24 protein-coding genes and 1 riboswitch are annotated in these 22,659 nt (G+C 37.2%); of the genes, 17 read left to right on the top strand and 7 right to left on the bottom strand.

Going from position 1 to position 22,659, the window contains the following annotated elements; genetic code table 11:
* Window positions 1-6 precede the first annotated feature (6 nt).
* Window positions 7-336 carry a DMT family transporter gene (locus JYB65_RS00615; RefSeq protein WP_206580652.1) on the top strand — a complete coding sequence of 110 codons (330 nt, stop codon included), beginning with the start codon at window positions 7-9 and terminating at the stop codon, window positions 334-336.
* Window positions 337-341: 5 nt separating this feature from the next.
* Here the strand turns inward: JYB65_RS00615 and JYB65_RS00620 are convergent, their stop codons facing one another.
* Entirely contained in the window at window positions 342-809 is a 468-nt protein-coding gene (locus JYB65_RS00620) for a rhodanese-like domain-containing protein (protein WP_245156548.1), read from the bottom strand.
* Window positions 810-975: 166 nt separating this feature from the next.
* Between JYB65_RS00620 and JYB65_RS00625 the strand changes: the two genes are divergently transcribed.
* The 4 genes from JYB65_RS00625 to JYB65_RS00640 all read left to right on the top strand — a co-directional run bounded on the left by JYB65_RS00625 (window position 976) and on the right by JYB65_RS00640 (window position 3,376).
* Window positions 976-1,377 (top strand): hypothetical protein, encoded by a 402-nt coding sequence (locus JYB65_RS00625; RefSeq protein WP_206580653.1) that lies wholly within the window; start codon window positions 976-978, stop codon window positions 1,375-1,377.
* A 170-nt stretch (window positions 1,378-1,547) separates the two neighbouring features.
* Window positions 1,548-2,177 (top strand): TetR/AcrR family transcriptional regulator, encoded by a 630-nt coding sequence (locus JYB65_RS00630; RefSeq protein ID WP_206580654.1) that lies wholly within the window; start codon window positions 1,548-1,550, stop codon window positions 2,175-2,177.
* Between the two features lie 18 nt (window positions 2,178-2,195).
* Window positions 2,196-2,612 (top strand): FMN-binding protein, encoded by a 417-nt coding sequence (locus tag JYB65_RS00635; RefSeq protein WP_206580655.1) that lies wholly within the window; start codon window positions 2,196-2,198, stop codon window positions 2,610-2,612.
* Window positions 2,609-3,376, top strand: coding sequence for an EFR1 family ferrodoxin (locus JYB65_RS00640; RefSeq protein ID WP_206580656.1), 768 nt, complete (start codon window positions 2,609-2,611; stop codon window positions 3,374-3,376). Before JYB65_RS00635 ends, JYB65_RS00640 begins: the two co-directional genes overlap by 4 nt.
* On the opposite strand, the gene JYB65_RS00645 is transcribed toward JYB65_RS00640, so the two are convergent.
* Window positions 3,371-4,330, bottom strand: coding sequence for a DMT family transporter (locus JYB65_RS00645; protein ID WP_206580657.1), 960 nt, complete (start codon window positions 4,328-4,330; stop codon window positions 3,371-3,373). The two genes, JYB65_RS00640 and JYB65_RS00645, sit on opposite strands and share 6 nt — an antisense overlap.
* Before the next feature lie 211 nt (window positions 4,331-4,541).
* Here JYB65_RS00645 and JYB65_RS00650 point away from each other — a divergent pair, with 211 nt between their 5' ends.
* A complete protein-coding gene (locus JYB65_RS00650) occupies window positions 4,542-4,982 on the top strand; it encodes a DUF3842 family protein (RefSeq protein WP_206580658.1) in 441 nt (146 codons plus the stop codon).
* A 58-nt stretch (window positions 4,983-5,040) separates the two neighbouring features.
* Here JYB65_RS00650 and JYB65_RS00655 read toward each other — a convergent pair whose 3' ends face one another.
* Window positions 5,041-6,633 (bottom strand): ABC-F family ATP-binding cassette domain-containing protein, encoded by a 1,593-nt coding sequence (locus JYB65_RS00655; protein WP_206580659.1) that lies wholly within the window; start codon window positions 6,631-6,633, stop codon window positions 5,041-5,043.
* 510 nt (window positions 6,634-7,143) lie between these two features.
* Between JYB65_RS00655 and JYB65_RS00660 the strand changes: the two genes are divergently transcribed.
* Entirely contained in the window at window positions 7,144-8,139 is a 996-nt protein-coding gene (locus JYB65_RS00660; RefSeq protein WP_245156549.1) for a sodium:calcium antiporter, read from the top strand.
* Between the two features lie 114 nt (window positions 8,140-8,253).
* Window positions 8,254-8,386: riboswitch (cyclic di-AMP (ydaO/yuaA leader) on the top strand.
* Window positions 8,387-8,500: 114 nt separating this feature from the next.
* Window positions 8,501-9,070: a GNAT family N-acetyltransferase gene (locus JYB65_RS00665; RefSeq protein ID WP_245156550.1), complete on the top strand. Its 570-nt coding sequence runs from the start codon at window positions 8,501-8,503 to the stop codon at window positions 9,068-9,070.
* Window positions 9,071-9,327: 257 nt separating this feature from the next.
* Here JYB65_RS00665 and JYB65_RS15050 read toward each other — a convergent pair whose 3' ends face one another.
* Genes JYB65_RS15050 through JYB65_RS00680 form a run of 4 tightly spaced genes read right to left on the bottom strand, consistent with a single transcriptional unit; the run spans window position 9,328 to window position 12,708 of the window.
* Window positions 9,328-9,459 (bottom strand): hypothetical protein, encoded by a 132-nt coding sequence (locus JYB65_RS15050; RefSeq protein ID WP_280634472.1) that lies wholly within the window; start codon window positions 9,457-9,459, stop codon window positions 9,328-9,330.
* A gap of 54 nt (window positions 9,460-9,513) precedes the next feature.
* Window positions 9,514-10,791, bottom strand: a complete 1,278-nt coding sequence (locus tag JYB65_RS00670; RefSeq protein WP_206581735.1) for a glutamate-5-semialdehyde dehydrogenase — start codon at window positions 10,789-10,791, stop codon at window positions 9,514-9,516.
* Window positions 10,787-11,698, bottom strand: a complete 912-nt coding sequence (locus JYB65_RS00675) for a metallophosphoesterase family protein (RefSeq protein ID WP_206580660.1) — start codon at window positions 11,696-11,698, stop codon at window positions 10,787-10,789. Before JYB65_RS00675 ends, JYB65_RS00670 begins: the two co-directional genes overlap by 5 nt.
* Entirely contained in the window at window positions 11,695-12,708 is a 1,014-nt protein-coding gene (locus JYB65_RS00680) for a ribonuclease H-like domain-containing protein (RefSeq protein WP_206580661.1), read from the bottom strand. The genes JYB65_RS00675 and JYB65_RS00680 overlap by 4 nt, the downstream gene beginning before the upstream one ends.
* A gap of 511 nt (window positions 12,709-13,219) precedes the next feature.
* Between JYB65_RS00680 and JYB65_RS00685 the strand changes: the two genes are divergently transcribed.
* The 9 genes from JYB65_RS00685 to cas2 all read left to right on the top strand — a co-directional run bounded on the left by JYB65_RS00685 (window position 13,220) and on the right by cas2 (window position 22,543).
* On the top strand, window positions 13,220-13,480 hold the full coding sequence (locus JYB65_RS00685; RefSeq protein WP_206580662.1) for a stage V sporulation protein S: 261 nt from the start codon (window positions 13,220-13,222) through the stop codon (window positions 13,478-13,480).
* A gap of 220 nt (window positions 13,481-13,700) precedes the next feature.
* The gene (gene cas6, locus JYB65_RS00690) at window positions 13,701-14,393 is read left to right on the top strand and encodes a CRISPR-associated endoribonuclease Cas6 (RefSeq protein ID WP_206580663.1); all 693 of its coding nucleotides are present in this window, start codon (window positions 13,701-13,703) and stop codon (window positions 14,391-14,393) included.
* A gap of 14 nt (window positions 14,394-14,407) precedes the next feature.
* The gene (locus JYB65_RS00695; RefSeq protein WP_206580664.1) at window positions 14,408-16,183 is read left to right on the top strand and encodes a type I-B CRISPR-associated protein Cas8b/Csh1; all 1,776 of its coding nucleotides are present in this window, start codon (window positions 14,408-14,410) and stop codon (window positions 16,181-16,183) included.
* Between the two features lie 15 nt (window positions 16,184-16,198).
* Window positions 16,199-17,155 (top strand): type I CRISPR-associated protein Cas7, encoded by a 957-nt coding sequence (locus tag JYB65_RS00700; protein WP_206580665.1) that lies wholly within the window; start codon window positions 16,199-16,201, stop codon window positions 17,153-17,155.
* Between the two features lie 53 nt (window positions 17,156-17,208).
* Window positions 17,209-18,024, top strand: a complete 816-nt coding sequence (gene cas5b, locus JYB65_RS00705) for a type I-B CRISPR-associated protein Cas5b (RefSeq protein WP_206580666.1) — start codon at window positions 17,209-17,211, stop codon at window positions 18,022-18,024.
* 112 nt (window positions 18,025-18,136) lie between these two features.
* Entirely contained in the window at window positions 18,137-20,725 is a 2,589-nt protein-coding gene (gene cas3, locus JYB65_RS00710) for a CRISPR-associated helicase Cas3' (RefSeq protein WP_342366606.1), read from the top strand.
* Between the two features lie 11 nt (window positions 20,726-20,736).
* Window positions 20,737-21,228, top strand: coding sequence for a CRISPR-associated protein Cas4 (locus JYB65_RS00715; protein ID WP_206580667.1), 492 nt, complete (start codon window positions 20,737-20,739; stop codon window positions 21,226-21,228).
* A gap of 20 nt (window positions 21,229-21,248) precedes the next feature.
* On the top strand, window positions 21,249-22,247 hold the full coding sequence (cas1b, locus tag JYB65_RS00720) for a type I-B CRISPR-associated endonuclease Cas1b (protein ID WP_206580668.1): 999 nt from the start codon (window positions 21,249-21,251) through the stop codon (window positions 22,245-22,247).
* Complete coding sequence (cas2, locus tag JYB65_RS00725) at window positions 22,247-22,543, top strand: CRISPR-associated endonuclease Cas2 (RefSeq protein WP_206580669.1); 297 nt, start codon at window positions 22,247-22,249, stop codon at window positions 22,541-22,543. Before cas1b ends, cas2 begins: the two co-directional genes overlap by 1 nt.
* Window positions 22,544-22,659 lie beyond the last annotated feature (116 nt).

Genomic DNA, 22,659 nt, shown 5'->3' on the forward strand with positions numbered 1-22,659 from the left:
CGAGTTATGGGATATTTATATTTAGGCTTAGCTATCGTCGGAGAATTGATCGGAACTACATTTTTAAAGTACTCGGAAGGATATACGAAATTGATTCCTTCTATCGTAAGTATTCTATCCTACGCTTTTTGCTTTTATATATTTTCCAAATCCCTTCTAATGAACATCCATTTAAGTGTTGCTTATGCAACTTGGTCTGCGGTTGGTTTAATTATAACGACGTTGATTTCTATTTTGATCTTTAAAGAAGGGATCACCTTTGCAGGCGTCATCGCTATAGTTATGATAACCATAGGCGTTATTATCCTAAACCTTTATGGAACACCTTCTCACTAATGCCTTTATTCGGTTTCGTAAGGCCAATTGATAATGCCTCCAAAATCGTATATATTGCTGTATCCCATGTCCGCTAATTTTTGAGCCGCTTGCTTACTGCGGCTGCCGCTTCGGCAATACACTAAAATTGTGTCTTCAGGCGATAAACCGGCGGCAGATACGCTTTCTTCATCAATCGTTTCATTTGGCAGAAGAACGGCGTTGGGAATATGTTGAGCGTTGTATTCGTCTTGCCGACGTACATCAACGACGATTGCTTCTTTGTTATCCTCCATTATATCCTTTGCTTCCTCTGGGGTAATGGTTTTAAATGAAGTGGCAGCAATAGATTTAGAACTTGAAGTTTCCATTTGATAATCATTGCCGCACGTATTATCAAAATTGATTTCTTTTAACGGGTCATTGCTTCTCCTGCAACCTGTAAAAATTAAGATTACAATTAAGCCTGATACTAAAATTATACCTTTCAACATTTCGGAGCTCCTTTCTGATCTAATAGTATGATAGGTTATTCATGTCTCCAAGAACAATGTGTAAGCTCCTTCTATTATGCACTGAAATTTCCGATTTTTCAATCCAAACACATTAAAGTCATAGGTGTCATATAATGAAAACGATATATGAAAGGAGAGAATCAGATTGGAAACAAGCGTACCGCAAAAACTGGAAGTCTATATTAATGCGGAGCTGGAGAAGGCAGCACTTTATCGAGAACTTGCTAAAATCGCTCCCAGTGAGACTGCTCGAAAAATTCTTTTAGAATTTGCCAATGATGGTCAGTTTCATTTAGATGAATTTAAACGGATTTATCGTTCTATGACAGGAAACAGTTATAATCCGGAGGTACAGCCGGTTTATCTAACAAAACCCTATCAGGACATATTAGGGAAGTTGGTGCTGGACGAAAGCGGAGACTTTCGCAAATATGAGGAACAGTATCTAGATACTTCTCAAAATTCACCTCTAAAAAACGCGTATTATCGGGCAAAGACCGATTCAAATGTACACGCATTAAGGCTTTTGTACTTACTTAGTGAATGAACTCAATTCATAAAATACCATGTGTGAAACGAGCACATGGTATTTTTATGGAATCAAGCGGGGTTGCGGAGCCGCAAATCAGGTAATATTTTGTTTATCGAATACTAGTTGACAATTTATCGAACTGATAGTACGATAATCGTAATAAAAGTTTTGAAATGGAGTATAGGATGAGAAAAAAAAGAAATGCTTTAATTCAGTTTAATCGCCACTATATCTTAGAGGCCTCAAAACAATTATTTCTGGAAAAGGGTATAGAAAAGACCACCGTAGATGATATTGCAAAGCTCGCCGATTGCAGCAAGTCCACCATTTATGTGTATTTCAAAAGCAAAGAAGAAATTTTTAATTATATTGTCTATGAGTATATGTCTGTATTAAGACAGGGCATAGAGGACAGTATTCAGTCTTCCGCAGAATTTATCGAATGCTATTATGCTATTTGCAGGAAAATGGTCGACTTTCGAAATCAATATCCGATGTATTTTGAGAGCATATTGGCTGAAATCAGTGTTCAATCAGAAGATTTTGAGCAGCAGCCTATTTTAAAAGACATTCACAGGGTTGGTGAAGAGATCAATAGTAGCCTTGAAAATTTTATACGTAAGGCTATAGAAGACGGTCATCTTCGTTCAGAGCTTGATCCGCTGCTAACGGTATTTTCTTTGTGGGGAAGTATTTGCGGGATTATTTCTCTTGCTGACAAGAAAAGAAAATATTTTGAATCAGACTTAAACCTTGATAAACAGAAGTTTTTAGAGTACAGCTTTGAACTATTATTAAGTTGCTTATTAAAATAAAAATAGTGGGGAAAGAGGATGAGTGATAAGAAAAAAATAATGACGAGCGTCATAGCAGTCATTGTCATTGCAGGACTTCTTGTATCCTTGGGCTATTTGGCGGGTGTTGCTAGATATAAAACAGAGGTAAAAGCACTCACTTTTGCCGAAGTAGAGCTGAGTCAAATCCCGGATGGAGACTATGAAGGAAGCTGCGATGTAGGTTTGATCGCTGCCAAGGTAAAAGTGGATGTAAAAGAGGGGCAAATACAGCACATTGATTTGTTAGAACATAAGAATGGAAGAGGCGAAGCAGCAGAAGCGATTATAGACGATATCGTCCGCCGGCAAAAAATTGATGTAGACGCTATAAGTGGAGCTACGAATTCAAGTAAAGTGATTAAAAAAGCAGTTGAAAATGCATTGGAAAGTGCGAAAGGAGGTACATCTGAATGATTTATTATTTTTCAGCTACCGGAAACAGTAAAGTTGCAGCCGAACGGCTGGCCGAGAAGACAGGAGAAGAATGTCTTTCTATTTCAGAACTTCTCAAGGAAGGTAAGTATTGCTATTCTGCCCATGAAAATGAACGCATCGGATTTGTCTTTCCGACTTATTTCTATGGAGTGCCGACCGTTGTGATCGATTTCATAGAGAAACTGGAACTGCAAAATATACAGGGGTCGTATTTCTATCTCGTTTTGACTTGCGGCGGTTCCACCGGGGAAGCCGGAAACGCGTTCGAGAGGATGCTCGCACAAAAGGGGTATGTATTAAGTGCTCAATATTCTGTTAAAATGCCTGATAATTATGTTCCAATTTTTAAGATTCCAGCTCCGGAAAAGCTGGAGGAACTGAATCGACAGGCAGACCAGCAGATCGAAGACGTGTGTGAGCAAGTGGTACGACGAACCGCAGGGGATAGAAATAAACTCAAAGGATTCGCTTCTGCACCAATGACAAAATTCCTGTATCCTCTTTATGAAAAGGGGAGAAAGACGAAAAAATTCTATGTTACGGAAGTCTGTTCTCATTGCGGACTTTGTCAAGCCGTATGTCCCTGTCAGGCGATTCAGATGGCAGAAGGAAAGCCGCATTGGACAAAAGAACGCTGTTCGCTTTGCCTCGGCTGTTTGCACCGATGTCCTGTAGCTGCTATACAATACGGAAAGAGTACGGAAAAGAAGGGGAGATACCTTCATCCAAAGGCACATTTATAAATCCACTTCCAAAACCGGTCGACTTGCGGCAGTAGATTGACAAATACAAACTCCCAGGATGATGATCAATGCGGTAAGCAGTTTTACAGGCTGTAATGGCTCGTGTAAAATAAGCACTGCCAGAATGATCGAAAAAGCCGGAACCAAATTGACAAATATAGAAGAACGGCTGGGGCCGATCTGTTTAATGGCAATTTGCTGAAATAAATAGCCTATCACCGAAGGGAATATCGCCATATAAAGAACCCCGAGCCAAGCACTGAAGGGTATTTCAGGCAGGAATATCCAAGGTCTTTCATAGAGCACAAAAGGAAACAGCATAATATCGCATACGATAAAGCTGTAATAGGTAAGTTGGAGCGGAGGAATCAGGCTTCCTTTTACCTTGCTGAAAACGCTATAGGCCGCCCAGCAAATGACGGCTAAAAGCATTAGGATATCGCCGTTATTAAAATCGAAATTTTTCAGCACTTCCATATGACCGCCGGATATGGTTAAGACGACTCCGGAGAATGAAATCAAGATGCCGAATAGGTGCTTCAACGGTATTTTTTGCGAAAGTGCAATGGCAGCGATGAGTACGGTAACGATAGGATTCATCGCTCCGATAATGGAAGAATTGATGGCAGTGGTATATTTTAGGGATGTAAAAAAAAGAACGTGATAGCCAAACATTCCGATGCTTCCCGTAAATAAAAAAATAGGTAAATGCTGCTTACTTAGCTTAAAAGAATCTGTCAGGGCTTTATTATTTCTATGCCTTACCACAAAATATAAAATGAGAGAGGCGAAGAAAAAACGCAAGAAGGTCAACGAAAATACCGGGATATATGGAATGCAAAACTTTCCGGCGATAAAAGCGCCTGACCAAAAGACGGCGCATATGACCATGCCAAAATAGATTGTATAATCTTTCTTTGAATGTTGCTCGAATAAATTTGATTCTGTGTTCATTGATGTCTCCGGTTTCTATTCAGATGGTTATAAAATGTTAGTACATACTATCATAAATACAGGGAATGGTAAATATTTCAGAAAGTCTTTAGAATATACAGATTATTAAACAAAAAGTGCTGCAAGAGCTGTACTTTAATAGCAGGGGTATGATATCTTACTATATGAAAGATATTTTAAAAGAATGAATCAAAAGGAGTAGAGTTTAAATATGATTATAGCAGTGGTGGACGGACAAGGCGGGGGAATCGGAAAGGCTATTGTAGAGAAAGTTAAGGCAGGTTTCCCGAAAACGGTTGTTTATGCACTTGGAACCAATTCGGTTGCGACAGGTCAGATGCTGAGGGCCGGTGCAGATGAAGGAGCTACGGGCGAAAATGCAATTGTGCACAATATGAAGCGCGTAGACGTAGTGGTCGGTGTAATCGGTATATTGAACGCAAACTCTATGATGGGGGAATTGACTCCGAAGATGGCTGAAGCCATCGGAAGCAGCCCGGCACAGAAGATTTTGCTTCCTTTAAACCGATGCCATATACATGTAGTCAGTGTGAAAGAGCTTTCAATCGGTCAACATATTGACAATGCTGTTTTAGCCATTAAAGAATATATCCAAGCAAACGCAGGCAGTGAAGACTGCCGGCCTGTATAATAGAACAACAGTAAAAATGCCGGAGCACTTATAAAGGCTCCGGCATTTTTTATACCATTTATTTCTGAACTTGTTCGATGAATTCATCGTAAGTGCATATTTTATCTACGATGCTGCCATCTTCCTGAATTTCAATGATTCTGTTTGCGATAGTCTGAATGAATTCGTGGTCATGAGAAGCAAACAGTAAGTTCCCCTTAAAGTCAATCAAACCGTTGTTTAATGCGGTGATGGATTCCAGGTCTAAATGGTTGGTTGGCTGATCTAGCACAAGAATGTTAGAGCCGAACAACATCATTCTGGAAAGCATGCAGCGAACTTTTTCTCCTCCGGAAAGAACCTTTACAGGCTTGTATACATCATCTCCGGAGAATAGCATTCTGCCTAAGAAGCCTCGAAGGAATGTTTCTGTCGTTTCTGTTGTGAATTGACCTAACCACTTGATGATACCCAGGTCACAGTCATCAAAGAATTCAGAGTTTTCTCGCGGAAAGTAGGATTGAGAAGTGCTGACACCCCACTTGAAGGTACCTGAATCCGGCTCCATCTCTTCCATTAAGATTTTGAATAGTGTTGTATTGGCGATTTCGTTTTCACCGACGAATGCAATTTTATCTCCCTTATTTAATCTAAAGGAAACATTATCTAGCACCTTTACGCCGTCAATGGTCTTTGTAATGCCTTCTATAGTAAGAAGCTCTTTACCTGCTTCACGGTCCATCTGGAATCCAACATAAGGGTATCTTCTGGAGGAAGCCGGCATTTCATCTACCGTTAGCTTTTCAATCAGCTTTCTTCTGGAAGTCGCCTGCTTAGACTTGGATTTGTTGGCGGAGAATCGCTGAATAAATGCCTGCAGATCTTTAATCTTATCTTCTGCTTTTTTATTCTGATCTTTAATCATTCGCTGAATCAGCTGAGAAGATTCATACCAGAATTCGTAGTTACCTACATACATCTTAATCTTGCCGTAGTCTACATCGACGATATTGGTACAAACAGTATTTAAAAAATGTCTATCGTGAGAAACAACCAACATCGTACCTGTATAGTCGAGCAGGAAGTCTTCCAACCAATTAATCGCTAAAATATCAAGACCGTTCGTCGGTTCGTCCAATAAGATGATTTCCGGCTTGCCGAACAACGCCTGTGCAAGCAATACCTTTACCTTTTCTTTTTCAGTCAGGCTGCCCATCGGACTATAGAGGATGTCCAAAGAAAGGCCCAGACCTTGCATTAATCGACCGGCATCGGACTCTGCTTCCCAACCATCCAATTCAGCAAATTCACCTTCCAATTCGGACGCTCGGATTCCATCTTCATCGGTGAAATCTTCTTTTGCATAAATAGCTTCTTTTTCAATCGTGATTTCGTAGAGTCTAGGATTCCCTTGGATAATGGTGTCCAGAACATTGAATTCGTCAAAAGCAAAGTGATCTTGCTTCAATACGGACATTCTCATATCCTTCCCGGTTGTGACACTTCCGGTGGTAGGATCTAAGTCTCCCGAAATAATTTTTAAGAAAGTGGACTTTCCGGCACCGTTGGCACCGATAATGCCGTAACAGTTACCGGGTGTAAACTTCAGATCTACATCTTTAAACAATGTAGTGCCGCTAAAGTTCATGCTAACATTTGTTACATTAATCATATTAAAATTGTTCTCCTTTATATACAGTACTGAAAATTTCAGTAAAAATAAAATTTCAGTATTAAAATTATTGCCGCGTAAAAAACACAAGTCCATATATTATACAAAAAATATTAGAATTAGTCAATCAATAAACCTATAGACAGGTACAGAGCCTTTTCGCTATAAGCCTTTTGGAATAGACAATCCATAATCAGACGGTCCTTGAAATTTTGAGAATGGCGTAACAAAAAAATAATTTTAAAAAGAGAAGAATTGACAATACATACAAGCTTGTAGTAATATAGTAGTGTTAAAAGGGAGTAGTTGAGATTACAAAGTCAACATACCGATAGTTTAAAATTATCTGGCTTTGGAGCCTATTTAGGTAACGAGACTTTTAACATAGCTCTAGGAAGAGAGTTATGTTAAGAGTCTTTTTTTTGTTATAGGTAGATCGTCTGCATCCTTCGATTTTCGCAAAAGAAAGTCGTCATAAATGAGTTGCTTGAATTAAGAGGAGGAAAGACTATGTTCATGAATGCATTTTTGCTATTTGTCTGTCTGGGATTGATATTGTTTTCCTGTATTGTTTTCACCAATGCTATTGAATGGTTTGGGAAGAGATTAAATCTAGGGCAAGGAGTGATCGGGAGTGTCTTTGCAGCAATCGGCACGGGACTGCCTGAAACCATCATTCCTATTCTTGCTATTGTCGTCTATAAAAATGAAGGGGCGGACCAAATCGGTATCGGAGCCATCGCCGGTGCACCCTTTATGTTGGGAACATTAGCCTTTTTCGTAACCGGAATGGCTGTATTGATCTATTCCAAACTCGGCAAGAGAAGCATACACATGAAAGTGGATCTCGATGTCATTTCTAGGGACTTGAAATTTTTCATCATTATCTATGGCATCGCTGCACTGACGACTCTTGTACATACGCATCTTATTATAAAGTCCTGCATCGCAATTTTACTGATGTTATCTTACATTATCTATCTAAAATATACCTTTGATGACGAAACCGACCACATAGAAGCCGTCGAAAGATTATATCTGGCCAGGCTTCTTAAAGTGAAGACAAACTTAGCATCGATCTTAATACAATTGGCTGTTGCTTTGTCCGGTATTATTTTTGGAGCACATTTATTTGTGAAATATGTGGAAGAGCTTGCTGTCTGTCTTGGCATAACACCATTGATTCTGTCGATGATCATTACACCGATTGCAACGGAATTGCCGGAAAAGTTAAACTCCGTTATCTGGATAGGCAAGAGAAAAGACACCCTTGCATTGGGAAATATAACGGGTGCCATGGTATTTCAAAGCTGCTTCCCTGTTGTATTCGGCATCCTATGCACCCCTTGGAATCTGACCGGAATCACGTTGATTTCTGCCATATTGGCATTAACCTCAGCGATTATAACCCTTGGATGGATCAAGTTGACGAAAAATTTGAATCCGTATATCCTGATGTTTGGAGGGGTTTTATACGGCGTTTTCCTAATCAATGTATTTTATTAAAAATATCGTAATGCCTCTATTTTGCTGTAGAAATACAGGTAACTTAAGATCGAAGGATACATTTAAATTTGACTTTTAATGTATAAAATGTTAGAATAATAAAAAATAAAATAGACATATGTGTTGCTGAGTCAAGTAATTGAACGGGAGAACCAAATTTATGGGGTGAATCACAGATTAAATGTGTAGGGTATCTTTTCTGCCCGAATCCGTCAGCTAATCTCGTAAGCATAAGAAAAGAGTATATATAATACGTGTTTTTTGTGTGCATAATAAAAGCTACGGGTTCAATCCGTAGCTTTTCGTGTTATTTTGGCTTTAGCAGGAGGGGAGTATTAGAAAAAAATAGAAGGGGTATTTTATGAATAATAATATGTTAGAAGAAATCAATCGTTTGCCACGAAAATTGATTAAAGATTTGGATTTGAACTTGAGCAATTTTAAAGTATATTTAGTTCAGGATTTTGATTTATTGCTGTTAGAGAATATGGTGAATTTTGGACTTAATATATTTGGAGAGCTTGGCATGAATGAATGGGGATTGGTTCCTCAAATTAGACATGGAAGTGTTTATATATTAAAAGAAGATGATAAAACGGATATTGTCGGTCTGGCAATTCTTATGAGAGATTGGGAAAATACTGAAAAAGCGTATCTTTTTGATTTTGCGATAGAAAAAGAAATGCAGGGCCATGGTTTTGGCCGTCAATTTCTTAAAATTATAGCAGAGAATTTGCAGGAACAAGATTTTAAAAAAATAAGCCTGACTGTTGATGTAGAAAATCAGTCGGCCATACATTTATATCGCCATATAGGGTTTAAGCCTGTCGAATATAGCCCGAATGAATACGGTGAGGGACATAACCGTTATATCATGGAGTGGGAGCTTAAGGACTCTAAAGCGAGAGAAAAAGTAATTTATAATTCATAATAGGCATTTAATCTTAAATTTAGTTACAATGAATTCTTAAAAAATGGTTATCTTCTTTTTAAATTGCTATTTTATCATAGTATATGTTAACTAGTTCAACAGATATAAAAAATAAGTTCCCTATCTTTGGGTTCTGTTTATCATACCAAAAAAAGAAGAAGGTTAAATTCACAAATAAAAAAACAAACTACTTTTACTCTGTAACGATTTACAGCGTAAGATAGTTTGTTTTTGTATTCTTTGCGTGTGGGATTATGTTACATAGTGATCCGATCTGCTTTTTTCTTTGAAAACTTAATCGTGGTGATTGCAGATAGGACAATCATAGCGGTCCCTAAGCATACATTAATAATGGATAGTATAAGATTTGCTCTTGCAATTGATTTCATAACCAAATCCTCCTTTTGAAAACTTAAAACTGTATTTATTAGGTTCATTGTATCTTACTTTTCTTTGAAGTGAAAGCTTTTTTTACCTTCTGCATAATCAGCAACAATGTGACCGTTTCCAAACAACTTATATTTATAAGTAACCAGACCGTCAAGCCCTACCGGACCGCGGGCGTGAAGTTTACCGGTACTGATGCCGACCTCTGCGCCAAAGCCATATCGGAAGCCATCCGCAAACCGTGTCGAACAGTTTTGATATACGCTGGCAGAATCAACAAAATTCATAAATTCAGCCGCTGCCGAATCATCCTCTGTAATGATGGAATCGGTATGATGCGATCCGTATTTATTAATGTGTTCAATCGCATCTTGAATAGTATGAACGACCTTAATGGATAATATGTAATCCAAATACTCCGTCTTAAAGTCTTGTTCTGTGGCAGGTTCACAAGAAATCAGCTGTTGTGTCTGATCACAACCTTTCACCAGAACATTTTTAGAGGCAAGTGCATCTTTTAAAGAAGGAAGCAAAGAAGCAGCAACATCAGCATGAACCAGTAAGGTTTCAAGGGTATTGCAAGCCGCCACATACTGTGTTTTCGCATCTAAAATAATTGGAATGGCTTTTGAGAGTTCTGCCGATTGATCTACATACACATGACAGATGCCGTCCGCATGCCCCATAACGGGAATCTTTGAATTCGCCATGATATATTGAACAAACTCATTGGAACCTCTTGGAATCAGCAGATCGATGGATTCATGGCATTTAATCAACTCATCAATACCAGCTCTGTTCTCTACCAGCGTGATAAATCCTTCCGGTAATCCGCAGGAAATCCCGGCATCCTTTATAATGGTAAATAGAGCTTTATTGGTTCGGGCGGCTTCGCTGCCTCCTTTTAGGATGGAACAGTTTCCGCTTTTGATGCATAACGTGGAAATCTGAATCAATGCATCCGGTCTGGACTCAAAGATAACGCCGATTACGCCGATAGGGCAGGTTGTTTTTATAAGAGTAAGTCCTTCATCCAATTCTCTTTCTAAAAGTGTATGAAACAGGGGATCAGGCAGACTGATGAGACTGTCTATTCCGCTTAGTATATCGCTTAATTTGTGCTCATCAAATTTTAGCCGGTTAATAATAGGAGCAGCAAGCTGATTTGCCTTTGCATCTGCCAAATCGGCTTCATTAGCCTCAAAAATCTCTTCCTTCTTCTCTGTGAGAGCATTTGCAATGGCTTGCAGTGTATTGTTCCGGACAGATTCCTGTAAGGTTGCCATACGAAAACTATCCTTCTTAACCTGTTGTGCTATTTCATTATAATTAATCATGTGTAACTACTCCATTCTGAACATAATCCTTAATAGGAACAGGACCTTTTAGGGCCGTACGCTTAATATACATGGTTCCATCCTTTTTTGTATGAACCCGCCAAGTCACTAAAACCAATTTACCATAGACCAATTCGATACCGATAATACCTCTCGGATGCATGCAGCATCCGGTGTTAAAGTAGGTGGACTCCCCGGGGTCGGGGAATTTAGGACGGTGCGTATGTCCGCATATCAGTATTGTATCATGCTCCTGATTCCATTTGGTATAGTTTTTTTCTACCTTATGACGTTTCCTCCGGCTTTTTGCAGGACTCGCGGCATACTTTACCCCGGCCAGATGCATAAAGCGCCAGAAAAAATGAATCATAAAATAGGAGACATGAGACAATTGATCGTTGAGGAGGTCTCCTTGATGACCGTGTACAACAAATATTTTCTGCCCCGTTTTTTTATGCTTAAAAAGAATGGATTCGTACACCTTTAAACCGGGAAAGAGGTCGACCTCCTCTCCTAAATAGTCATCGTAGACACGATACATGTTTTTCTCTACCCAGGCCGGAGATTTTAAACGGTCATTATGATTGCCGAATAACATGAGTAACCTTCCGTTGTCAAAGAACTCTTTTAAAAGTTCAAAAACCATATAGTGTGCGTTTCTGATGTGCTCATAATTGTTATGTTCCCAAAGCTCATCCCCATCGCCTACCTCCACGTATGTAAAATCGTTTTGGTAATAGTAGTTTAAAGCATGGTAAAAAATATGCTTGTTTCGTCCGAATTCGTCGGACAGACTATCATCGCCTCTGTGCGTATCACTGAAAAAAACATATTTTGAGGCATCGTCAAAAGGCATTTCTACTGCTTTTTCATAGACTGCATTTAATCTCGAATTCGTCCTCATCGATTTATGACCTCCAATACTCTTTCTAACAATAGTTTGACAAAATGATTGATTTCTATGTAATGAATGTGGTCGCCCTGTTGTAAAACGAGGAAGCCGTTCTCAAAGGTTTCATATTTACTTAAAGAAGAAAAATCTTTTTCAAAAGACTTGGTATCCACAATTCCTAAAACGGAACGCCTGATGATGGGAAGACCGATGTAAAAGTCCTTTGAATATCGGTCGAAATCAAGGAAACAAGGGCTGTCATCCAATCCATACGAAGAGTAAGAAATCGGATATCGCTGATGACCCCAAATTTTCAACTCTTTCGCTTCCATTGTGATTTTAGAGATGGATAAGCTTTCTACCGGAAATCCTAGAGAGAAAAAGCCTTTATGGATATCGACCTTTTTTAGTACCGGAAGTAATTGAGATAACTGTAAAATGTCATCTCGATTATGTAAGAGAATCAGATCTCGCAAATCACTATCTTTTGTAGACAAATAGCGTTTATATAGTTCTACGCTTTCCGCACCGGAGATTTCATCTTTTCTGGAAGACCAAAGTCCCATGAAATTCTCTACCGTTTTTTGCTTTAAATTCGGAAGCAGCTTGCGTAAGGAGGAATGCCCGTTAATCATCAGATATAAATCGAAATTGTAAGGAAAAAGATTTTCATCTGACAGGCCAAGCTCTGCCATTCTGGTTTTTAAATATTTTATATCAAAATGCTTTCCATTATAGGTAATCAGTATGTCCATTTTTTTTGCCTCATCGAGAAAAGCTGTTAAAGTTTGCTTTTCTTCTTGAAGGTTTTCTGCAAAATACTGTTTGACACGGACGCCATCTTCTTGAAAGATCAAAAGACCGCCAAGGATAAAATGACTGTACTGAGGGTTTAAACCCGTCGTTTCAATATCCAGTACACCGATCTTTTTCTTTCCGAAATAAAAATCTAAAATTCTGGATTGATACATGAGGTAGCTTGTATCAATATATTCTTGTTCTATAATATACGTATGAATCACCACTTTACTTTACTAAAATTAAGCTATATTTTATCCTTTTATTATAACATGCAGGCTACGTCGCCGCATGTTTCAATAAACGCTTCTTTGAGGCAACACCGTCGGCTCCGACTCGCTTTGCTCCCTGCTGTCCGTTTTGCCTAGCCAAGCAAGCTTGAGGCAAAAATGCAACGCCGCATTTCTAATTGATGCGTTTATTATACCAAAAAACAATGGATATTTTATAAAAAATAATACAAAAAACAAAATAGACCGCAGGGGTGCAGTCTATTTTGTTCAAAAGGGGTATTGGGATTAGAGATTAATGAGGTTATCAGGGGGATAACCACGTGCTTATTATAACTAAAAATGTCGTAATATGCAAGAGCTCGTCACAAAAAACTGTAAAAAAAAATATTTTGACGTGCGGTTTATATATAAATTGTTTTTTTGACCCTATATAATAAAAGTATAATATATAGCTTAGCCCGAACAAGAGGGGTTAGAACAAATTATTAGGGAGGAACCAATAATGGAAGTTTTAAAGGTATCAGCAAAGTCAAATCCGAATTCAGTAGCAGGAGCACTGGCAGGAGTATTGAGAGAGAAAGGAGACGCAGAAATTCAAGCAATAGGGGCAGGAGCTTTAAATCAGGCTATTAAGGCGGTTGCAATTGCCAGAGGTTTTGTAGCACCAGGGGGGGTAGACTTGATTTGTGTTCCGGCATTTACGGATATTCAGATTGATGGTGAAGAGCGGACCGCTATAAAATTGATTATTGAACCGAGATAATAAAGATACATAAACGAGGCCGCAGCTTTTCTGATTATACAATCAGAAAAGCTGCGGCCTTTTTCTTTTAATTTGGATTCGAATATTAATTTACATATTATGTAGTAATATGATATATTTTGCATATAAAACATATGATATGACCAAAAAGAAAGCGATAAGGCTGAAAGGAATACTTTCATGATATTTTGTGCATTCAGAAAGGGATGGATATGAAAAAATGACTTATGAATTAAATGTAAAAGTATATTTATTAAAAGATATAACCATTAACGAGATGATGGGGAAGATCGCAGCTCTTATTGATGGAACATTAGGACAAGATGAGGAGTACCTTCGTTTTCATAAGGAAAACAAGCATAAAGGTTATGTTTTTGATGGCTTGTATCCTGTGGAACGAGAGGTAATCTACCATCAAGGAAAAATTTATACCCTTAGAATCCGTACAGTAGATTCTACCTTAGCAGATTATTTTGAAAAGTATCTATTCACGGCCTATACCGACGAAATAAAAGTACTTACCGTAACTAAAAGGTTAATTCCCCAGAAACATATTGAAAAAATATATACGTTGACACCATGCGTCATAAAGAATGATTTCGGTTACTGGCGGGGACATATGACGATAGAAGACTATGAACGCCGTATTCGGGAAAATCTGATTAAAAATTTTAATCAGTTCTATGGGGAAAAGATCAATGAAAATTTCGAATTGTTTACCCGCGTAGAGTTTGATAACAGAAAGCCTATCTCCATACCGTTTAAAAACAATATTACTTTATTAGGGGATAAGCTTACCCTTTATGTTAGTGAGAATGAAATGGCACAGAGTCTAACCTGTTTTGCGCTCGGTACGGGGGTCGGAGAGGGCGGATCACGCGGATTCGGCTTCTGTGGATATAAGTACTTATAGAAGGAGGTGATAGAGTGCTGAAAGATGTCATACAAATCTTTGAGAAAGAGTATCTCAAAGGCAGTACGCCAGAGAATAAGGATCATTTCGTTATTAAAGACCATATACCTGTTGATGGAGACTATTTTGTGATACGGGAAACCGAACAGGGCTTTGAAGTGGCAGACCGAGTGAAAATTCGATACGATAAAAAGACGAAAAATATTGAAAAGACCAATAAATACTTTGATTTTCTACAACATGCGGATTATATGAGCCGCTATTTGAGTTCAAATAAATCTATTAGAAACAAAAATATTTATAGCAATAATTATCTTACGCTTTTCATAAAAAAAGAAACTTTTTTCAATGGGAAGATAACGGAAGAAATATTAGCGGATTATTATGAGGTCTTTAAAGAACCTTATAAAAAGAAATATAAAAAACCGCAGTTAAGAAAGATTTATAAGTTAATGGAAGAAAAGTATGGAAAGGCAGATATAGATCGAATCAATAGAATTGAGGCTTGGGTAAAAGAACACTTGTCTCACCTTGACGTAGAGAATGATAAAACCCATGTTAAGCTGTTTTTCTTATATGATATTAAGGAGTATCAGGCCGAAAGCGAGAAATATATTCAGACAAACATTTATCTTAAGGATAAATATAATAGGCTAGTCAATGGAAAACTGTTTGGTGTTCCCAATGATAATTTAGCACTCAATGATAGCAAGCCCTATACAGAACAGAAAAGCCGGAAAAATACTTCGCCCATTCTATTGAGCCAAGAAGACGTGTTACTCCAAAAGAAGTTCTTTGATTACTTAAATAATATGGCGACTAAAGGTCTTGTGAATCTGTATTTTGGCGAAGAGGGAATTTTAGCGCTAGACAACCAAGAGATTCCAAAGGGCACGTTTTCGGGATATTTTCTAAGGCTTCAAAAGGGAATGGAGCCGGAGATTCATGATTTTGATGTAATTACCAGTTTCAGCAATGAAATACGGCCAGTACTCATCAAAAATGTATTGAAAATCAAACAATCCAACTTGGCATACAGAACGGTAAGTACTTTAACGGAATTGGAGAAAGTCATTGATGATATATTTTTTAAAAAGTCTTTAATTTTCAACTATTTTAGAGAGCCTCAAAAAATCACTATCTATGATGAAGGGGTTAAAAAGAATTTGTTGTTAGCTCGGACAAGCCTATTTAATTGGTTTCATAAAGGAATGGATGATACAGTTTGGGATGTATTGAAAACATGCAGCTTGGATCTGATTAAAGGCTCTATTTACAGAGGAGAAATCTGGAAAGGCGGAGGACGGGCGTGCGAACAATTTAATCTGTATATTTCATTAAGAAATTATTTTGAAAGGAGAGAACGGATGGATAACAGTATCTTGGATGTGGAGAAGCTTAGGGAAAAAATAAATCAGAAAGAGACAGGGCGAATAGAAAGTGACGAAGAATACTATTTCGCTGTAGGTCAACTAGCCAATTATTTTCTGACACTTAGTAGGGCAAAAGTGAGAAATCATTTTCTTTCTAAATCGATCTTAACGGCGAAAACAGATGAAAAGATAAAAAATGAATTGAAGAAACTTTATCATAAATATAACTATGACATTAAGTTCAGCCGTAGGTTTAATAATCTATATGCGATGGTATGCCTGTATTCAAACACAAAATCTCAGGTTAATGAAGATGCTTTGCTGGCAGGATATTTACACAGCAGTTTGATTTATGAGACAAAAAAAGACTCAAATAGCGATGAAATTGAAATGGATTTGGATAAAGAGAAAGAATAACGGAGGAAAGATAGGATGGATAAACGTGTTTATGGTGTAATTGGAATCGCGTCCAGAATGAGTAATTGGAATGCAGACTTTACAGGATATCCTAAAACTACATCGGATGGAAGTATCTTTGGGAGCGACAAAGCTCTGAAATACCCTATTAAAGTGATGTGGAATCAGATGGGAAAGAATGTTTTGTACCTCAAGTCTTTCAAGAGACAAGAGAATAAAAAAGGCGAAATGGAACTTCTGCCTAGATCATTAACGGAACGATATGATTATTTATTTGAAAGAGATGATAGTCAGATCAAGGATAAAACCCAAGTATTAAAAAATCTCTTTTCTGCAATTGATGTGAAAAACTTTGGAGCTACCTTTGCGGAGAAAGGGAACAACATCTCCATCACCGGAGCCGTTCAGATCGGGCAGGGAATGAACAAATACGGGGCTTCCAGCACTTTGGAGCAACCCATATTATCTCCGTTCCGGGATGATTCGGTCAAAGAAAATAACAAAAATGAAGAAAAAGAAGATGCAAAGGCAACAACCCTTGGCACAAAGATAGTTAGTGATGAAGCGCATTATTTTTATCCTTTTTCCATTAATCCTAGTGCCTATAGTGAGTTTATAGAATTAGGCGTTACAGACGGTTATACAGATGAGGATTATCAAAACTTTAAAGAGATTTCATTAGTAGCGGCTACCTCCTTTAGTACCAATGCGAAGATCGGTTGTGAAAATGAATTTGCCATTTTTGTAGAGACAGAAGCAGATTTGTACTTACCAGATTTATCCCAATACATCGTGTTTAACAAGAAAGACTTCATAGATGAAATTCAATTGGGAATGGATGAACTATTGAACGATTTGAAAACCGGCATTAAAAAGGTTGAAATCTACTATAATCCATACACGTTAAAGGTAGTGCATGAAATAAATAATGCCAAAGCTTATAACATCTTTACGAAAAAAGAAATACGATAACATCCGTCAATGGAAGTACAACGATGTCCTTTTACAGGAGGATAGGAGCAGGAATGAATGTATTAAAGTTTACCTTAAGTGGGAAAACAGCTTTTTTTAAAAAACCGGATGTGAATAGTTATTTCTATTTTACTTATGGACATATCCATAAAATAGCTTTGCTGGGGATATTCGGAGCCATCATGGGGTATGGGGGATACAATCAGCAAGTTCGAAATGGAAATGCGGTTTACCCGGAGTTTTATGAAAAGCTTAGAGAGATTAAAATCAGCATTGTGCCGAAGGAAGCTGTAAATGAGGCGTATCAACCAGCTGTTCCCCGTAGGAACGATAGGCAAAAGGGTTATTTTAACAAGAAAGTTCAAATTTTTAACAATACGGTGGGGTACGCCAATGCAGACGGGAACCTGATTGTCAAGGAGCAATGGCTGGAAAACCCTTGCTGGGATATTTACCTGATCTTGCAAGGAGAAGTTGAAGAGGAAATTGCAAAGCGCATTATTAATTCTAGGGCAACGTATATTCCTTATCTAGGGAAAAATGATCATCCGGCTAAAATCAGCCATGCGGAAATCGTGGAGATGGAGCTTATCTCGCTCGATCAAAGCTTTTGTATGGATAGCTTATATCTGAAAGACTGTTTTAAAATTTGTTTGGAAGATGATGATAAATTATTTGATATGGACGAAGATATAGAAATAACCTTTAAATATGAAGAACGCCTCCCCGTCGAGTTAGAAGAAGCGACCAATCAATATATAACGGCTCCCTTTGCCTATACCAATAGCAAGGTTATGTTCAACCAATCCGAGACAGCAAAAAAAACCATAGTAGGCTGCTGTCAAGGGAAGTGCTTACAATTTTATTAAAGTAAATACTTAAAATGTCCTATCGATTTTATCTATCCAGTGTTTGGCCTGAAAGAATATGAGATAAAGTGCAGATAGGACATTGTCATTATTGAAATGGATGGTGCAAAGCGTGAATTACTTTATAAATACAAAAAGAGTAGACTTAAACAGCTTACTGAGTGATGCAGACAAAGTACATGCCCATGTGATGGATGGAAAGCCGCCAGAAACACTAGAAGAGCATAGCAATCGCTGTATTGGTTATTTACATAAGATCATAGATAGAAAACAGCTGGAAAATGTTTTTATAAACTTGGAGAACAGGTTGCTTGAAAAGGTAGGGGAAGAAAGCAGACAACTTTATAGAGACATGTTGTACCATACGATATATTTCCACGATATAGGAAAGATTAATTTTAATTTTCAAAGAATCAAAATGAAAAATAAATTCTATAGTGAGATCTATGATGACGATTGTAATAATAGCAATCATTCTATGCTCTCTGCGCTTATTTATATCAATGAGTTTTTTAGGAGAATAGGGAATATCAATGATGCAGATGAAAGAAATCTACTGTTCTTATTTTTACTGTTGAATGCTTATATGATATCGAAACATCATGGGAATTTGGATTGTTTTGAACTTTTTACGCGGAAATTAACAGAGTCAGACGGAGAGGGAACACTTCTATATACAGAGCAGACGGAACTGTTTCAAAGAAACTATCCGGAAAAGATCCTAGGAGTTGGACCCAATAAAAGAATGATCAAAATAGTGGAATTAGCAGATAAGGGCAAAAAATTTTTGTGTGAGGAAAAGGATGAAGTTTCCATCGCCTTGTATATTTATGAACGATTTGTGATTTCCTTGCTTTTAGCATGTGATTATTATGCAACCACAGAATTTAAAAATCAAAAAGAAGTAGATGATTTTGGTGAGATACAGGATATTGAAGCATTTTATAAAATATTTAAGGCTTCTCCAATTTATCAAAATATACGCTCGTATGAAACGAAGGTTTATTATCAAACAGGAAAATCCTATGATGCTGTAAAAGATATGAACATCTTTAGAAATGAATTATTTTTGGATGCAGAGAAAATGCTGCTGAGAAACTTAGCATGTACTATTTTTTATTTAGAAGCCCCTACTGGTGCGGGGAAAAGTATGGTCAGCTTTAACTTAGCTTTCAAGCTGGTAGAGCAAGCCCCCGCCATCAATAAGATATTTTATGTGTATCCTTTTAATACGCTGATCGAGCAAAATATGGAGAGTCTAAGCAAAATATTTGGAAATAGTGATCAGATGAAGAACATTGCCGTTATTAACTCCTTGGTGCCCATCAAGACCATGCCTAAAGTAAAGAATAGTCAGGAAGATAGCGATGTAATCAATACAGAGAACATTGACTATACAAAATCCTTGTTGGACAGGCAGTTCTTGCACTATCCCTTTATTTTAACAACCCATGTCAGTATGTTTCGGTTTTTATTCGGGACAGGCAAAGAAGACTTGTTTCCTTTATCTCAAATTGTCAATAGTGTGATTATTTTTGATGAGATACAGAGCTATAAGAACAGCATTTGGAAAGAAATCATCACTTTCTTGAATCAATATGCACAGTTATTGAACATTAAGGTCATTATTATGTCTGCGACACTGCCGAACCTCAGTAAATTGGTAGGCACTGAAATAGATGCCGTAAACTTAATTGAGGATAAAAATAAATTTTTTCAACATCCGATTTTCAAGAACAGGGTAAAGGCAGACTTTAGTTTATTAGATATAACCAACGATGTCATGTATCATGTCATAAAGCATGCTGCTAAATGTTCAGAAAAGGACAATATCAACTTACTCATGGAATTTATCTATCGAAGCAGTGCGGATGAGGCCTATGCGCGATTTTGTAATATGGAGATAAAGAATAAGGACATTATGCTTTTGACAGGAGAAAGCTCTGCCTATGAAAGAAAACAGATTGTAAAGGCGTTTAAGGAACGAAAAAATATTCTATTGGTAGCTACCCAAGTCGTTGAAGCTGGGATTGATTTGGATGCGGATTTTGGATATAAAGACATTTCCTTATTGGATTCAGAAGAACAATTCCTAGGAAGAGTAAACCGGCATTTCTCTGATGCAGAAAAAATAGGAATCGTGTATTTCTTTAATTTGGATTCTGCCGAAGCGTTATATCGAGGAGACGTTCGGAAAGAGCCAGCCCATACGCTTGTTGATGAAAAAATTCGAACATTATTCGTTAATAAAGATTTTGATGTTTATTATGAGAGAATCTTGGCGTATTTGTTAAAACGGGTGAATAGTGCGGACGGATTCAACGAATTCATGAACAATGATGTAAATCCATTGAATTTTAAGAGTATTGCAGAAAGAATGAATTTAATCGATGAGCAGTACCAGTATAGTATTTTTTTAAGCAGAGATTTATGGATAAGCGATTCGGAAATGTTACACGGGGAAGAAGTCTGGAATAACTACGTCGGTTTATTGGAAGATACGAAAATGGATTATGCGGAGAAAAGGATTAAACTTCAAGAAGCCTCTATCCAGTTGAATTATTTTATCTATAAAACCCGTAAAAATGATTTCCCTTATGAGAAGCATATTGGAGATTTGTATTATCTTTCTGATGTGGATCAATATTTTGAAGACGGCCGATTCGTTCGGAAGAATTTTGATAACGACCTATTTACCTAAAGGAGGCAGAAATGAAAGTAAACGGAACTCTCATAAATTATTATTTTCACTGTAAAAGGCAATGCTGGCTTCATGGAAATCGTGTCAATTTAGAAGATAACAGTGAAGATGTCAAAATAGGAAAAGCCATTCATGAACTCAAACAGGAACAGAATAAGGAAACTGAAATCAGTATTGAGAATATAAAGATTGATAAGTTATCAGCGGAGTATTTGACAGAAATTAAAAAGTCCGATGCAGACGTGAATGCTGCCACTTGGCAGCTATTACTGTATTTAAAAATATTAAAGGATAAAGGGATTGATAGGAAGGGAAAGCTGGAGTTTATCGAGAAAAACAAAAGCAAAAATATAATTTATGTGGAGCTTGATGATGAAAAAATAGCGGAACTGGATCAAGTCGTGAGAGAAATAGAGGTACTTTTGCAGCAAGCCACAGTACCCGTAGTAAGCAAAATGCCAAAGTGTAAAAAATGCGCTTATTACGAATATTGTTTTATCTAAGAAGATGAGGAGGATTCATAATGGGGAGCACTCGATATATAACGTCTATGGGAGAACTAAGTAGAAAAGATAATTCCCTGTGCTTTCGCAAGAATGGTAAAAATGTATATATTCCGGTAGAGAATACCCGTGAAATTTATTGTATGTCTGAGGTTAGCTTGAATACTAAATTATTGGATTTTATAGCGCAAAATAATATTATTATTCATTTCTATAATTATTATGAAGGCTATAGCGGTACTTTTTACCCAAAAGAGCATTATTGCAGCGGAAAACTATTAGTGAAACAGGTAGAGGCCTATCGTGATAAAAGACTGGAGATTGCGAAAGCCTTTGTCCAGGGCATTGCAGACAATATTTATGAGGTTTTGTATCATTATTATAAGCATGATAAAAAAGAAACCAAAGGAACGATTGACTGGCTAAGGAAGGAATGTAAAGAAAATCTGGAACGTGCAGAGACAATTAAGCAAATTCTTCAAGTAGAAGGAGAGATATGGCAACGGTTTTATAGTGAATTTACACATATCTTACCAGAAGACTTTGTCTTTAATCGCCGGGTAAAACGTCCCCCGGATAACCCGATGAATGCTCTTATATCATTTGGCAACACCTTATTATATGGGAAAACTGTATCTGCAATTTATAATACCCATTTAGATCAAAGAATCAGTTTTCTGCATGAATTAGCAGAAAGAAGATTTTCCCTTAGTTTAGATATTAGTGAGGCGTTTAAACCGGTTATAGTTTTTAAAACTATCTTCGATTTAGTCAATAATAAAAAATTACAGGTGGATAAGCATTTTGAGAAAAAGTACAATTATTGTTTACTAAATGAAGAGGGAAGAGATATTTTCATTAAAGCATTTGAAGAAAGGTTAGAAACTCCATTCCTTCATAATAAGCTTGGCAGAAAAGTAACTTATCGGACTGCCATTAAGCTTGACTGCTATAAATTGATTAAGTGTATTTTGGAAGAACAGGGATTTAAACCTTTTAGTTTGAAGGAGAGATGCTGATGAAGAAGAAAGAACATTACAATTACAACTATGCTTTTCTTTTTTACGATGTAAATGAAAAAAGAGTTGCTAAAGTATTTAAGGTATGCAAAAAATACCTTTCCCACTTTCAAAAATCAGTATTTCGCGGTGATATTACCCCTTCTAAGCTATTATTATTAAAGAATGATTTAAAAAAGGTCATTGATGAAGAAGCGGATTTTGTGTGCATCATCAAATTGAAAAATGATAATGTCTATGGAGAAGATGTACTGGGAAACAAAAGAAATGAAACAGGAGAAGAGCTAATATTATAAAGATTTTACCAAGCGAACATAAACAAAATGATGCTGAGAACCACTTCATGTAAGGTGCAGGAGAGATTTTCTTATTGGAATTCAATTTTAAGACTTTACTTGGTAAAATTTTGGCT

This window comes from Clostridium aminobutyricum (genome assembly GCF_017255415.1).
Classification (GTDB): Bacteria; Bacillota; Clostridia; order Peptostreptococcales; family Anaerovoracaceae; genus Aminipila; species Aminipila aminobutyrica.

Excerpts from the sequence above, each read along its gene's own strand:
- JYB65_RS00615 (WP_206580652.1), top strand. The coding sequence starts at position 7 with ATGGGATATTTATATTTAGGCTTAGCTATCGTCGGAGAATTGATCGGA.
- JYB65_RS00620 (WP_245156548.1), bottom strand. The coding sequence starts at position 809 with ATGTTGAAAGGTATAATTTTAGTATCAGGCTTAATTGTAATCTTAATT.
- JYB65_RS00630 (WP_206580654.1), top strand. The coding sequence starts at position 1,548 with ATGAGAAAAAAAAGAAATGCTTTAATTCAGTTTAATCGCCACTATATC.
- JYB65_RS00635 (WP_206580655.1), top strand. The coding sequence starts at position 2,196 with ATGAGTGATAAGAAAAAAATAATGACGAGCGTCATAGCAGTCATTGTC.
- JYB65_RS00640 (WP_206580656.1), top strand. The coding sequence starts at position 2,609 with ATGATTTATTATTTTTCAGCTACCGGAAACAGTAAAGTTGCAGCCGAA.
- JYB65_RS00645 (WP_206580657.1), bottom strand. The coding sequence starts at position 4,330 with ATGAACACAGAATCAAATTTATTCGAGCAACATTCAAAGAAAGATTAT.
- JYB65_RS00650 (WP_206580658.1), top strand. The coding sequence starts at position 4,542 with ATGATTATAGCAGTGGTGGACGGACAAGGCGGGGGAATCGGAAAGGCT.
- JYB65_RS00655 (WP_206580659.1), bottom strand. The coding sequence starts at position 6,633 with ATGATTAATGTAACAAATGTTAGCATGAACTTTAGCGGCACTACATTG.
- JYB65_RS00660 (WP_245156549.1), top strand. The coding sequence starts at position 7,144 with ATGTTCATGAATGCATTTTTGCTATTTGTCTGTCTGGGATTGATATTG.
- JYB65_RS00665 (WP_245156550.1), top strand. The coding sequence starts at position 8,501 with ATGAATAATAATATGTTAGAAGAAATCAATCGTTTGCCACGAAAATTG.
- JYB65_RS15050 (WP_280634472.1), bottom strand. The coding sequence starts at position 9,459 with ATGAAATCAATTGCAAGAGCAAATCTTATACTATCCATTATTAATGTA.
- JYB65_RS00675 (WP_206580660.1), bottom strand. The coding sequence starts at position 11,698 with ATGAGGACGAATTCGAGATTAAATGCAGTCTATGAAAAAGCAGTAGAA.
- JYB65_RS00685 (WP_206580662.1), top strand. The coding sequence starts at position 13,220 with ATGGAAGTTTTAAAGGTATCAGCAAAGTCAAATCCGAATTCAGTAGCA.
- cas6 (WP_206580663.1), top strand. The coding sequence starts at position 13,701 with ATGACTTATGAATTAAATGTAAAAGTATATTTATTAAAAGATATAACC.
- JYB65_RS00700 (WP_206580665.1), top strand. The coding sequence starts at position 16,199 with ATGGATAAACGTGTTTATGGTGTAATTGGAATCGCGTCCAGAATGAGT.
- cas5b (WP_206580666.1), top strand. The coding sequence starts at position 17,209 with ATGAATGTATTAAAGTTTACCTTAAGTGGGAAAACAGCTTTTTTTAAA.
- JYB65_RS00715 (WP_206580667.1), top strand. The coding sequence starts at position 20,737 with ATGAAAGTAAACGGAACTCTCATAAATTATTATTTTCACTGTAAAAGG.
- cas1b (WP_206580668.1), top strand. The coding sequence starts at position 21,249 with ATGGGGAGCACTCGATATATAACGTCTATGGGAGAACTAAGTAGAAAA.
- cas2 (WP_206580669.1), top strand. The coding sequence starts at position 22,247 with ATGAAGAAGAAAGAACATTACAATTACAACTATGCTTTTCTTTTTTAC.